Annotated in this window: 12 protein-coding genes; 5 read left to right on the forward strand and 7 right to left on the reverse strand. The window is 66.6% G+C overall.

Translation table 11 applies throughout. The annotated features are described in order from the left end of the window. Positions 1-126: 126 nt before the first annotated feature. Together A5727_RS20090 and A5727_RS20095 are read left to right on the forward strand one after the other, a co-directional pair. Positions 127-1,155 (forward strand): fused (3R)-hydroxyacyl-ACP dehydratase subunits HadA/HadB, encoded by a 1,029-nt coding sequence (locus A5727_RS20090; protein ID WP_068253849.1) that lies wholly within the window; start codon positions 127-129, stop codon positions 1,153-1,155. A 57-nt stretch (positions 1,156-1,212) separates the two neighbouring features. After that, positions 1,213-2,154, forward strand: a complete 942-nt coding sequence (locus tag A5727_RS20095) for an NAD(P)-dependent oxidoreductase (RefSeq protein ID WP_068253852.1) — start codon at positions 1,213-1,215, stop codon at positions 2,152-2,154. Positions 2,155-2,205: 51 nt separating this feature from the next. On the opposite strand, the gene A5727_RS20100 is transcribed toward A5727_RS20095, so the two are convergent. Together A5727_RS20100 and A5727_RS20105 are read right to left on the reverse strand one after the other, a co-directional pair. Then, positions 2,206-3,171 carry an amidohydrolase family protein gene (locus tag A5727_RS20100; RefSeq protein WP_068253855.1) on the reverse strand — a complete coding sequence of 322 codons (966 nt, stop codon included), beginning with the start codon at positions 3,169-3,171 and terminating at the stop codon, positions 2,206-2,208. 96 nt (positions 3,172-3,267) lie between these two features. Further along, positions 3,268-4,086: a spirocyclase AveC family protein gene (locus tag A5727_RS20105; protein ID WP_068253858.1), complete on the reverse strand. Its 819-nt coding sequence runs from the start codon at positions 4,084-4,086 to the stop codon at positions 3,268-3,270. Positions 4,087-4,367: 281 nt separating this feature from the next. Here A5727_RS20105 and A5727_RS20110 point away from each other — a divergent pair, with 281 nt between their 5' ends. Beyond that, entirely contained in the window at positions 4,368-5,441 is a 1,074-nt protein-coding gene (locus tag A5727_RS20110; protein WP_068253861.1) for an NAD(P)H-dependent amine dehydrogenase family protein, read from the forward strand. Positions 5,442-5,464: 23 nt separating this feature from the next. Continuing rightward, positions 5,465-6,076, forward strand: coding sequence for an IMPACT family protein (locus tag A5727_RS20115; RefSeq protein ID WP_068253864.1), 612 nt, complete (start codon positions 5,465-5,467; stop codon positions 6,074-6,076). A 93-nt stretch (positions 6,077-6,169) separates the two neighbouring features. Here A5727_RS20115 and A5727_RS20120 read toward each other — a convergent pair whose 3' ends face one another. The 4 genes from A5727_RS20120 to A5727_RS20135 form a co-directional block, all read right to left on the reverse strand. Continuing rightward, on the reverse strand, positions 6,170-6,406 hold the full coding sequence (locus A5727_RS20120; protein ID WP_068253867.1) for a hypothetical protein: 237 nt from the start codon (positions 6,404-6,406) through the stop codon (positions 6,170-6,172). A 17-nt stretch (positions 6,407-6,423) separates the two neighbouring features. Then, positions 6,424-7,644, reverse strand: coding sequence for an alanine racemase (gene alr, locus A5727_RS20125; RefSeq protein ID WP_068253870.1), 1,221 nt, complete (start codon positions 7,642-7,644; stop codon positions 6,424-6,426). Between the two features lie 67 nt (positions 7,645-7,711). Then, entirely contained in the window at positions 7,712-8,101 is a 390-nt protein-coding gene (locus A5727_RS20130; RefSeq protein ID WP_068253873.1) for a RidA family protein, read from the reverse strand. 14 nt (positions 8,102-8,115) lie between these two features. Continuing rightward, the gene (locus tag A5727_RS20135; RefSeq protein ID WP_068253876.1) at positions 8,116-9,357 is read right to left on the reverse strand and encodes an NAD(P)/FAD-dependent oxidoreductase; all 1,242 of its coding nucleotides are present in this window, start codon (positions 9,355-9,357) and stop codon (positions 8,116-8,118) included. A gap of 91 nt (positions 9,358-9,448) precedes the next feature. On the opposite strand from A5727_RS20135, the gene A5727_RS20140 reads away from it, so the two are divergent. Next, positions 9,449-10,954, forward strand: coding sequence for a PucR family transcriptional regulator (locus tag A5727_RS20140; protein WP_197507710.1), 1,506 nt, complete (start codon positions 9,449-9,451; stop codon positions 10,952-10,954). Between the two features lie 21 nt (positions 10,955-10,975). Here A5727_RS20140 and A5727_RS20145 read toward each other — a convergent pair whose 3' ends face one another. Then, positions 10,976-12,163, reverse strand: coding sequence for a cytochrome P450 (locus A5727_RS20145; protein ID WP_068253882.1), 1,188 nt, complete (start codon positions 12,161-12,163; stop codon positions 10,976-10,978). Positions 12,164-12,299: the final 136 nt, after the last annotated feature.

The following is a 12,299-nucleotide window of genomic DNA, read 5'->3' on the forward strand; positions in this document are numbered from 1 at the left end:
TCCGGGCATCGGCGGACTCATCGCGACCCCGCTGACGTGCATCGGCTTTTCTGGGCTCGGTGCATGCGCGTTAGGGTGCTGGGGTCGCCCTCAGCGAATACGCCGATAGAAGAGTTGAGCAGATTCATGACCGCAGCAGCAGACACGTCGACCCTTGAATCCCGCGTCGGCCACTACTACCAGATGGACGGCACCTACCTGGTGGGCCGCGAGAAGATCCGCGAGTTCGCCCGAGCCGTGCAGGACTACCACCCTGCGCACTGGGATGTCGACGCCGCCAAGGCGCTGGGATACACCGGTCTGGTCGCCCCGCTGACCTTCACCTCAGGGCCGGCCATGGCCTGCAACCAGCACATGTTCGAGTCGGTCGTCGTCGGCTACGACATGTACCTGCAGACCGAGGAGGTCTTCGAGCAGCACCGCCCGATCGTGGAGGGTGACGAGCTCACGATCGACATCGAACTGGCATCGGTGCGCCGGATCGCCGGCCGCGACCTGATCACGGTCACGAACACCTTCACCGACACCGCGGGTGAGGTCGTGCACACGCTGCACACCACCGTCGTCGGCGTGGGCGCCGAGGAGGTCGACGCCGCGATTCGGCCGGCCGTGCAGGGCGTGATGATGCACGGCATCAACATGCTCGGCGCCGAGGAGTCCGAGGCTCCGTACGTCAAGACCGTCCGCCCCGAGGGTGAGCTTCGGATCGCGACGGCCGGGATGACGCGCACGCCCGCATCGCCGTCGTTCGACGACCTGAAGGCGGGCGACGAGCTGCCGGTGCATCAGACCCGACTGTCCCGCGGCGACCTGGTCAACTACGCGGGTGTGGCCGGCGACGCCAACCCGCTGCATTGGGACGAGAACATCGCGAAACTGGCCGGGCAGGAGGACGTCCTCGCGCACGGCATGCTCACGATGGGGCTGGGCGCCAGCTTCGCCTCCTCGTGGACTGGCGATCCCGGCGCGGTGACTCGTTACGCCGTCCGGCTCTCGCAGCCCGCGATCGTGCCGGCCACCGGAGCCGAGATCGAGTACAGCGGCAAGATCAAGTCGCTGGATCCCGAGACCCGTTCCGGCGTCCTGCTCGTCGGCGCCAAGTCGAGCGGCCGCAAGATCTTCGGCCTGGCGACGCTCAACGTGCGCTTCCGCTGACAGCGTCGGCGCCGGGCTTCATGATGAGCGGGTGAATCGCTCAGGCCAGGGGGTCGCATGAAGATTCTGGTGCCCGACACCATCGAGCTCGAGCTTGAACCGATCGAAGATGTCGTTGTCGTCCAGTACGCGGTGGCGGAGCCGATCCCCGATGAGCACACCGACGCTCAGATGCTGGTCGTCTGGGGCAATCCGCCCGCTGCCCTCGCGCGGGAGGCCAAGCGGCTGCACCGGCTGGAGTTCGTGCAGTCACTGTTCGCCGGGCCGGATTCTGCGCTGGCAGCGGGTTTCGCCGAGAACGTGCTGATCGCCGGCGGTCAGGGTCTTCACGATGCGACGGTCAGCGAGCACGCGCTGGCGTTGATATTGGCTGCCGCGCGCCAACTTTCGCGCACCGTCCGAGCCCAGATCGGGCACCGTTGGGCAGGTGAACTGGTGGGGCTGCAGGCGTTCGAGAATCAGCGGGCGTTCACGACCCTGCAGGACGCTCACGTCGCCATCTGGGGATTCGGCGGCATCGCCCGCAGCCTCGCCCCGCTCCTGCGAATGCTCGGCGCCCGGGTGACGGGCATCGCCCGTTCGGCACGCACCGAGGACGGCGTCGACGTGGTGTCCACCGATCGGCTGGCTGAGGTGCTGCCGACGGCCGACGTGCTGGTGATGATCCTGCCGTCGACGCCGGAAACCGCTCACGCTCTTGGGGAGTCGGAGTTGCGGCTGCTGTCGAATCACGCGTGGCTGGTCAACGTCGGGCGGGGCATCACCGTCGACGAGGCCGCCCTCGTGCACGCGCTGCGCGACGGGCGCCTGGCCGGCGCAGCCCTGGACGTCGCCGAAGTCGAGCCCCTGCCAGTCGATTCGGACCTCTGGGATCTGCCCAACGTGATCATCACCCCGCACATCGCCGGCGGTCGGCCCCGCGGCGCCAGCGCGCTGATCACCGAGAACGCCATCGCGCACATGACCGGTGGCGTGATCCGGAATCTGGTGCCGCGCTGAGTAGTGGGAGGCGGTGCCGCTTCGATTCAACCGGCCGTCGCCAACGCAACGTCACGGCGCGATGTGCAGCACTTGCTCGGCGTTGAGGTGGCTGATCCTGGCCCGATCGGCGTTGGTGATCGGGGCTGCCGTCAAAAAGGCTGTCGCAGTGAGGATGTCCTCATACGGATAGTCGGTGGCAAACAGGACGTGCTCTGACCCCAGCGCCGACAGCGCGCACAGCAGGGGCGCGTCGTCGCAGACCCCACTGGTGGTCACATAGAGATTGCGGCGCAGGTACTCCGACGGATGTTCGAGCGCGAGTTCGATGCCGTGGTGACGGTGCCAGTCCCAGCGCGAGTCCAGTCGCCACAGGGAGTAGGGCAGACTCTCACCCATGTGCCCGAGCAGCAGTTTGGCACCGGGGAAGTCGTCGAACACACCGCCGAAGATCAGCCGCAGCGCATGCGTGGCGGTGTCGGTGCCCCAACTCCACATCGGCCCGATCAGCTCGGGATGGCCGCCGATGACGTGCGGAGTGTCGTAGCCGTTCGCCGGGTGCAGGTACAGCGGCACGTTCAGGGCTTCGGCGCGCGCCCACACCGCCCGCAGCGGGGGCGCATCCAGGTAGACACCCTGAGTGTGGGCGTTGACCAGGGCTCCACACAGCCCCAACTGCTCGACCGCGCGCTCGAGTTCCTTGGCCGCCGCCTCGGGGTTCTGCAGCGGCAGCGCGGCGAATCCGCCATACCGGGTCGGATTCGCGGCGATCAGTCCCGCCAGGAAGTCGTTCACCTCAGCCGCCCGGGTCACCGCGACCTGCGGGTCCGGCTCGGCCTGGATGCCCGGTGCGGTCAACGAAAGGACCGCCATGTCGACGCCGGCGGTGTCCATGTCCGCCAGTCGCCCTTCGGCCAGATCGGTCAGCCGGCGGGAGGCTTCCCGCCAGATCTCGGGTTGGGCCAGGTCCCTGGTCGCATCGCTGTAGTGCGCGAGTTCACTGGTCAGGAAATGCTCTTCCAACGCGATGGTGCGCACCGTCGCCCCCGCTTCCGCCCCTGATCCCAACCCCGGCCTCGACGCTACTCCGGATTGCCGGCACCGCCGGTGGAACGGCGGATGCCACCCGCGGGTCTACGGATGCCGATGCGCGGAGTCGTAACCGCCGTGCAACGGCTGGTTCTCCACTCCGGGATAGAACTGTTCGGTGGGCCCGACGTTCACCCATCCGCCGAGTTTGGTCACCAGGTGCGGCGCGAACACCGACAGGTACAGGGCGTGACCGATGACGATGGCCGAGACGATCGCGACAATCCAGGACTGTAGGCGCGTCTTCGAAATCTTGTCGGCCCAGATCTCGATGACGTTGCGGCCCTGCGCGTCGCGGCGGGCCAGCAGGTAGGTGAACGTCATCATCTGGATGCCCATCGCAATGGAGTCGTAGATCGGGTACTGGTACTGGGTTCCCTCGAAGATCGCCAGGCCCGGGATGACGTAGCCGTAGTAGAAGTTGCCCAACCGGGCGCCGAACAGGGCGTTGAAGCAGAACGCCCAAGTGAACCCCACGGCGAACCCGACGGCCAGCAGGGTCTGGGGTTGTCGCCACCCGGTCTTCCGGACAATCCGTCGTCCCAGCGCCGCCCCGACCAGGGCCGGAAACACGAAGTAGGAGATGTAGCCGATGGGCACCTGCGCCGGCAGGCCACCCCAGGTCATGTTCATCGGCCACCACTCCGGCATGCGCGGCAGGCCCGGCGGGAACTGCGCGTACACCGCCCAGTCATAGGGCGCCTCTATCCACGAGAAGGACAGCGCCGACAACGACAGCAGCAGCAGCGCATGGGGTCGGTGCTGCTTCCAACTCAGGTAGATGCCGGCGAACAGGAAGGACAGGCCACCGACGTAGGCGAAGACGATGCCGCCCTGCAGGGACAGGGGCAGATCGGTGTTCACCGCTGGTCCTCCGGCCCGGGCCGCGGCCCACGTGCCTCGGGGTCGAAGTAGAGCACCAACCCGACGATCAGCACGATCAACCCGAACAGGGTGCCGAGCATGATGACTGCGCCCACGTACCCGTCTCCTCGCCTCATTTTGGATAGCGGCCACTCTCTTAAGTAATAAGATAGTGGCGACTACCTTGAGCGGAGTCAACAGATTCAGCGGAACTCATGACGCGGGATGTGGGTGTCCGTTCAAGATGTGGAAAACGACCGCCGACAGGACGGATCCGCCTGATGCGCAGAGTTGTGCAGTACTCCACCGGAAATGTCGGCCAGCATTCACTGCGCGCCATCATCGGCCGTCCCGATCTCGAGCTGGTCGGGGTGCACGCCGCCGACCCGGCCAAGGTCGGCCGCGATGCGGCGGAGTTGTGCGGCCTGACGGAACCGACGGGGGTCCTCGCCACCAATGACGTCGATGCTCTGATCGCCCTGAAACCGGACTGCGTGGTGTACACGGCCCTCGGCGAGACCCGACCCATGGAGGCGCTCAGTGACATGTCAAAACTGCTGGCCGCCGGAATCAACGTCGTCGGGACGTCGATGGTCTGGCTGGTGACGCCCCGCCAAGCCGATGACTGGCTGCGGGTTCCACTGGAAGAGGCGTGCACGGCGGGCAACTCGTCGCTCTATGTCAACGGGATCGATCCCGGCTTCTCCGGTGACACCGCCGTACACGCCGCACTGAGCCTGGTGACACGGGCGGCGTCGATCACGGTGCAGGAGATCTTCGACTACGGAAACTACGATGACTACGAATACACCGGGACGGCAATGGGTTTCGGCAACACTGCCGACGCCGAACGGCCGTTGGCCTTCCAGCCCGGTGTGATCGCGACGATCTTCGGCGGCCTTGTCCGCAATCTCGCCAGCCATCTGGACGTGAAGCTGGACGACATCCGTGAGCGCTACGAGCCGTGGTACTCCGATCAGCACATCGAATGTCGTATGACGACCATCGAACCCGGCCAGTTGGCCGCGGTGAAGTTCGCCGTCGACGGTGTGCGCGACGGTGAAGTCGTGATCACCGTCGAGCACGTCAACCGACTGACCTCCGCTGCGGCACCGGGCTGGGAGTTCCCGCCCGACGGTCAGTCCGGCGTCCACAAAGTGGTCGTGGAGGGCGAGCCCCGGATCGAGATGAACACCAGCCTGTCGCACCCCGCACTCGACGTGACCGAGGCCGGTTGCCTGTCGACAGCCGCGCGCGCCGTCAATGCCATCGACTGGGTCTGCCGGGCCCCGGCGGGACTCGTCGCGCTGGAGGACATCCCGCCGACCGAACTCATCCGCGGCGTCATGTGGTGACCCGCATTTCCTAGACTTCCGGTATGCCGTTCACACTTCCACGCGGAGCCAGCCCGGTCGCGGAGGAGATCATCAAACGGTCGCGCTTCACCGCCCACGTCCGGCATGTCGAGTCCGAGCAGAGCTTCGGTGACTTCCTCGCCGAGGTTCGCGAGGTGGACCGTGCCGCCGGTCATCACTGCCGGGCCTTCATCATCGGCGACGACGCGCGTGTCGAACGGTCCAACGACGACGGGGAACCCGGCGGCACCGCCGGAGCGCCGATCCTGGCCGCGCTGAAATCACGGGACCTGACGAATGTCGCGGCCGTGGTGTCACGCCACTACGGTGGTGTCAATCTCGGCACCGGCGGACTGGCACGGGCCTACTCCGGAGTGGTGCTGGCGGCGCTCGAGGGCCAGCCCCTGCGCCCACGCATCCGCGCCGAACTGTTCGAACTGTCCATCGATCACGCGAAAGCCGGCCGGGTCGAGGCGGAACTGCGCGGCCGCGGGTTCGAGGTGGTCGATGCGGAGTACGGCCCGCAGGCGGTGTTCACGGTCGCGAGCACCGAGGCCGACGCTCTGCGCGCCGCCGTCGCCGGGTTGACCGCTGGGGGCGCGGAACTCGTCCCCGCAGGCCACCTATGGCGATGAGCGCGAAAGCGACTGGCTAGGAAGTCCTTTCAGGCGATCACGGCCAGCACAGGATTTCAGACCACTCAGCAAACCAGTTCCCCGCCGGTCGCCTCAGGGCGTGCTCTTGAAGTGCTTGCAGTCGAGATACCCCGTGGCCAAGACGATTTCATGAATTCTGGCCGAAAGATCCGCACGGCTGACACCGAAACGCGGCAGCAGTTCCTCGTCCGGCGGACCGCCATACCCGGCCCACACGCTCACGAATTCGAGGAGTTCGTGCTCGAAACCGTCGAGTGCGTCGCTGCGCGGGTGAATCCGACAGCGGTGTTGGAGAACCGCAGCAGCCATCCTCAGATCCCACTCCTTCACTTCTCGCAGCCACTTCCAGGTGCACACCTGCAGACATCGAACTCGCCGCGAGCGCAACGTCCGCCGGCCTGCAGGTAGGTGCGGACGACGCGGCCGCGCGGACTGGTCACCACCTCGTAGTTGATCGTGTCCATCAGATCAGCCCAGTCCTGAGCGGTCTGCTCACCCGAATCCCCCGGGCCGAACAGTATCGCCTCGTCTCCCACACAGACATCCGTGGTACCCGGCCCCAGGTCAACGACGAACTGGTCCATGCACACCCGCCCGACGCTGCGGCGCCGCACACCGTTGATCCCCACTTCGAGGCGTCCCCCGAGTCCCCGAAAGACCCCGTCCGCGTACCCAACCGGCAGCAACGCCACCGTCGTATCCCGGTCGGCAACCCAGGTGCGCCCGTAGGACACCGCCTCACCGGCCCGAACCGGCTTCACCAATGCCACCGGGGTCTTCAACGTCATCGCGGGAATGAATCCCGAAGCGGCCCGGCCCGCAATCGGGCTGAGTCCGTACACGGCGAGACCGGTTCGAACCATGTCGAACGCCAGGTCGTGGCGCGCGATGGTCGCAGCTGAATTGGACAGGTGGGCGAGCTCGAACTCCAGACCCATCCGGCGTGCTCGATCACAGAGCCGGGTGAAGGCCTCGTACTGCCCATCATTGGCAGGGTGCTCGGGTTCGTCACCACACGCCAGATGGGACATCATCCCGCGGATCCGCACCGCATCGGCAGAAACCGCCCGGCGCAACGCAATCGCGAGTTGGTCGAACTCGTCCTCTGGAACACCGTTGCGGTTCAGGCCCGTATCCACCTTGACGGTGACTTCGGCCGTGATCCCGGTCCGGCGGACCGCATCCAACACCTCGTCGAGTTGTGCGAGCGACGACACCGCAAGCTGCACATCGGCGGCAAGCGCGGGTGCGAAGTCGGTTCCGGGGGCGTGCAACCACGCCAGCACCGGAGCGTCGACACCACTGTTTCGCAGCGACAACGCCTCCGACACCGTGGCCACCCCAAGCTCGGCGGCGCCCGCCTCCAGTGCGGCACGGGCCACCGGCGCGGCACCGTGGCCATAGCCGTCGGCCTTGACCACGGCCATCACCGCAGCCGATCCCGCGTGCTCCTTGAGCAGTCGCACGTTATGCGCGATCGCCCCAAGGTCCACCACGGCTTCCGCAGTCGGCGTCACCGTGGCTGATTCGGCGCCGAAGGTGCTCACGTGTACACCCGATCCCGCCGCGCCGTACGCCGGATCTGTCTGTGTCGCAATGCCTGTCATGAGGCGTTTAGGTCAAGGCGACGATCGCGTCGATCTCGACAGAAGCGCCCATCGGCAGTCCTGCCACTTCGATCGTGGTCCGGGCCGGCACCTCACCGTCGCTGAAGAACTCCGCGTACGCGGCGTTGATGGCAGCGAACTCACTCAGCTTTGTCGTGTAGATGGTGGTGCGCACCGCACGACTGAGATCGGTGCCCGCCTCCGCGCAGACAGCCTTCAGGTTGGTCAGACACTGCCTGACCTCGGCGGCCGGATCTTCTCCGTCGATCGATCCGGTCGCCGGATCCACCGGCAGTGACCCCGAGCAGTAGAGCATCCCTGCATGGGCGACGGCTTGCGCGTACGGTCCGATCGCGGCGGGCGCGGCCGCCGAGGCGATGCGGGTCAATGTGGTCATGGAGGTCGCTTTCGTCATCGAAGTGGGCTGACGGCGCGAAGGGCGTCCGGCATGCGCTCGGTGGTGATCAACTCGCTCATCAGCTTGCCGGTGACCGGTCCGAGGGTGATGCCCCACATACCATGGCCGCCGGCGGCGAACACGCGCGGGCTTGCGGTCCGACCGATGAGGGGCAGTCCGTCGGCGGTGCAGGGCCGAGCGCCCACCCATTCGTCTTCACGGGCGTCGAGGTGCGCGCCGGACAGCAACTCGCCAGCAGCGTTGCGCAACACCTCGATACGCCGATAATCCATCGGCGCATCGACATCGCGGAACTCCATCATCCCGGCGATGCGCAGGCGGTCACCCACCGGCGTACAGGCCACGCGCTGAGTGGGGAAGTACACCGGCCCGTGAGGCAGATGATCCACCTTGACGGTGAAGCTGTAGCCCCGGCCGGCCTGCACCAGTCGTCGGACTCCGAAGGGCTTCAACAGACGGTTCAGTCGTGCTCCTGTCGCAACCACGACGGCGTCGAACTGCCGGTCGCCCACGACGACGGTGGAACCGGTGTCCCGCACTTCGGCGATGTCGGCGCCGACCACGATGTCGCCGCCTCGGGCAAGCACCTGGTCGGCGAGGGCATGCACATACGCGGCCGGATTGAGGAAGCGCTCGTCGAGGATGCGAATGGCCGCATTGACCTGCGGGGAGAGGGCAGGTTCCTGCGCCCGCGCCGTCTCGCCGTCGAGCACCTCAAAGTTCACGGCCTGCCCGGCCGCCCGAATCTGATCGAACTCCTCGAGGAGCGTTCTGCGATCGGCCTCGCTGCGATAGGCGGCGATGAATGGTTGTGCTGGCGCGGACTTCTCCGGCATGGCCACTTCCATCTCGTCGAAAGCAGCCAGTGCATCCCGGTTCAGCGGGATGAGCGCCTGCATGGCTCTGTGCCAGCGGGATGCCGTGCTGTTGCGAACGAACTGCAGCAGGAAGCGGATCAGTCGGGGATCGACGGTGGGCGGAACATAGACCGGCGACGCATGACTCAGGAGCGCGCGCACGCCGTATTTCAGGACGGCCGGCTCCGGCAGTGGTGTCGCGATGCTGGGGGTCAGCCAGCCGGCATTTCCCCAACTCGACCCGGCGGCCACGCCATCCGAATCGAACACTGTCACGTCGACGCTGCGCTCCTGGAGGTACCACGCCGTGCACAGCCCGACCATGCCCGCTCCGATGATCGCCACGCGTTCCGGGCGGCCGTTGTTCAATCCGTTCATAGGTACATATTCGAGGCCCGGCCCCCTGAGCTGGTTGTCCGAGTTGGACAACAGATCAAGTCACGGAAGTGCGGTCCCTACAATGGCGCACGTGGCCGCGACGATCGAACTCACCGAACTGGTGGCGGCTGGGATGCTGTCGGTGGTGGTGGAGGGCACCGGCACCTCGGTTTCCTCGGTCCATTTCTATGGCGAAGTGGAGCGCCCCCAACAGGGGTGTCTGATCGCCGCAGCCGGCGCAACCGATCCCGAACAGCAGGACAACGCGGTTGCGCTCGCAGCCACCTCGGGGGCCAGCGTCGTGGTGGTACGGCAACTGGCAGCGACTGCCACCGCGGAACGGTGCGGCGAACTCGGCGTGACCCTGGCCGAACTCGGCCCGCAGGTGGGGTGGTCACATCTGGTGTGGCTGGTCCGCAGCCTGATGGATCGCGCAGAAGTGGTCGCACGGCCCGAATCAGCGGCACACCAAGGGCTTTTCGCCATGGCCGACGCGTTCGCCGCGATGCTCGGCGCACCTGTGACCATTGAGGATGCACACAATCGGGTGGTCGCCTACTCGGCCACCACCGATGGTGCGGACAGTACGCGCACGTCGACCATCATGAGCCGTGCCGTGCCCGCCGAGGTCCTTCGGCGATTGCGCGCGACCGGGGTCCTCAAACGGTTGGTGCACGACGTCCGCCCCTTCATCGTCCCCGCCATGGAGCCCGGATTTCTCCAACGCCTCGTGATTCCGCTCCGCGTGGGTGGCCAGGCAGTCGGATCCATTTGGGCAATCTGGGACGGCAGTCTGGATCCTCAACTGGAGGCGCAGTTGACGGCCACAGGATCGGCCGCCGCCATGAGCCTGGTGCAGCTGAACGCCAGCATCGACCTGGCTGGCCGCTATTCGATCGAAAGCACTCGCGCCGCACTGCGCGGCGACGGCGAGGCCGCGGCCGGCGGCTGGGGGATGCCCTTTCACAGTTGCAGAGTCGTTGCGCTGCAGGGCCTTTCCTCCTCGACCGGTACTGACGACGTGTCGCTCTGGCGTTCCTACTTCCGCAAGAAGTCCTGGCCAGACCCGATCCTCGCCGACGTCGACGGGGTCACCTTCGCGGTGGTCCCCGACAGGCCCGGCCCCGGTGGCTGGGTCTGGCTCGCCGAGCTGGCTCGCACCGCTGCTCCCGCCCCGATGGCGGCCAGCAGGCCGATATCAGGCAGTCACGGGTTGCCGTCAGCTCGCCAGGAGGCTGCCGAGGCGTTGGCTGCAGTGTGTGCCCTCGGCCACCCCGTCGGCGCCTACGAAGAGGTGTGGGACACCGTCGCACTGCGACGCGCGGCTGCGGCCGTGGCATCCATCGACCACGACGAGCTTCGGCAGCTCTACGATGCCCAGTCCGGGACTCAACCCCTCGCCGGCACCCTGCGCGCCTGGCTCGAATGCGCCGGCGACATCAGAGAGACCGCAGCGATCCTGCATCTGCATCCCAACACGGTTCGCCACCGCATGAAGAGGATCGAGCAGCTGGTGGGCAGCTGCCTGCAGTCACGGTCGCAGCGACTCGCCACCCTGATGCTGTTGCGAGGATGGGATGAGGTGTCACCGGGTTGACACGCCGGACGGTCGCTTGCCTCAGCCGACGACGGCTGGCATGGAATCCCAGCCCCGCACCGTGGACGTGCGCGAGCGTGCCGCGTTCGCCATGTCGACCGTCCACTCAGGGAATCGTTTGAGCACCTCTTCGAGTGCCACGCGTCCCTCGAGGCGCGCCAGCGGAGCGCCGACGCAGAAGTGCGCGCCGCGGCCGAACGTGAGATGGCCGCCCGGCCTGCGGCGGATGTCGAATCGATCAGGATCCTCGAAATGCCGCTCGTCACGGTTGGCCGAGGCCAGCATGAGGAGCACCGCGCTGCCGGCCGGAATGACCTGGTCCTGGAATGCGACGTCGGCAGCGGTCACGTAGCGCGCGACGTGCGGGCCCGGGGGTTCGAAGCGCAGCAGTTCCTCGATCGCACCGGGAACCAAGGAGTGATCCTCGACGAGTTCCCTACGCTGGTCGGGGTTTTCGGACAGCACCTTGCCCATCCACCCGAACAGTCGACCGGTGGTCTCGACACCGGCGCCGGCGACGACGGCCAGGAAGATGATCAGTTCCTGCTTGGTCAGCTTGCGGACGGTCCCGGTCTCATCCTCGAATTCGACGCTCAGCAGTTCGGTGATCAGGTCATCGGAGGGGTTCTTCTCGCGCCACTCGATGTACTCGCCGAACATCTCGCCGGTGAAGTAGTGCTCCTTGTCGATGTTCATGGGCTTGCCGGCCTCGTTGCGCAGGGACGCATGGGCGTGTGCGCGCACGGCGGGCTGCTCGGAGTCCGGAATGCCCGCGAGCATCCCGATGGTCCGCATCGGCAGTTCGGCCCCGAGATCCTGCACGAAGTCGAAGCGATCGCCACCGACCAGCGGATCGAGGCACGCGGTGCAGAACGCGCGCACCTTGTCCTCGATGGCGCGCATCTTCTTCGGCGTGAACGCACGCGCAACGACGGCGCGGTGGATCGTGTGCAGCGGGGGATCCTCGTTGATGAACACACCCGGCGGGATGACCGGATCGGTGAGGACCACTTCGAGGATGTCGCCCTTGGCCGAACTCAGGCGCGCGGTGTCCTTGAGGCCCGCGTCGACGTCGGCGTAACGGCTGACGCCCCAGAAGTTGTGCTTCTCGTTGTAGAACACCGGGGACTCGTCACGAATCCGGCGGTACGTCGGATAGGGATCGAGATCGATCTCGAAGTCCCAGGGGTCGTAGTACAACTCGCTCATGAATGCCCTCCACGGTCTCTGGCCGGGACCATACCGCATTCACTGTACAGTCGTACAGCAGATCCCCGCGAGCGGGCGAGTTTGTACGCGACACACCGCGCGCGGACGTACCGATGTGGCCTCTCGACGATGCCGT

The sequence above is a fragment of the Mycobacterium sp. ACS4331 genome (assembly GCF_001667265.1).
GTDB lineage: Bacteria > Actinomycetota > Actinomycetes > Mycobacteriales > Mycobacteriaceae > Mycobacterium.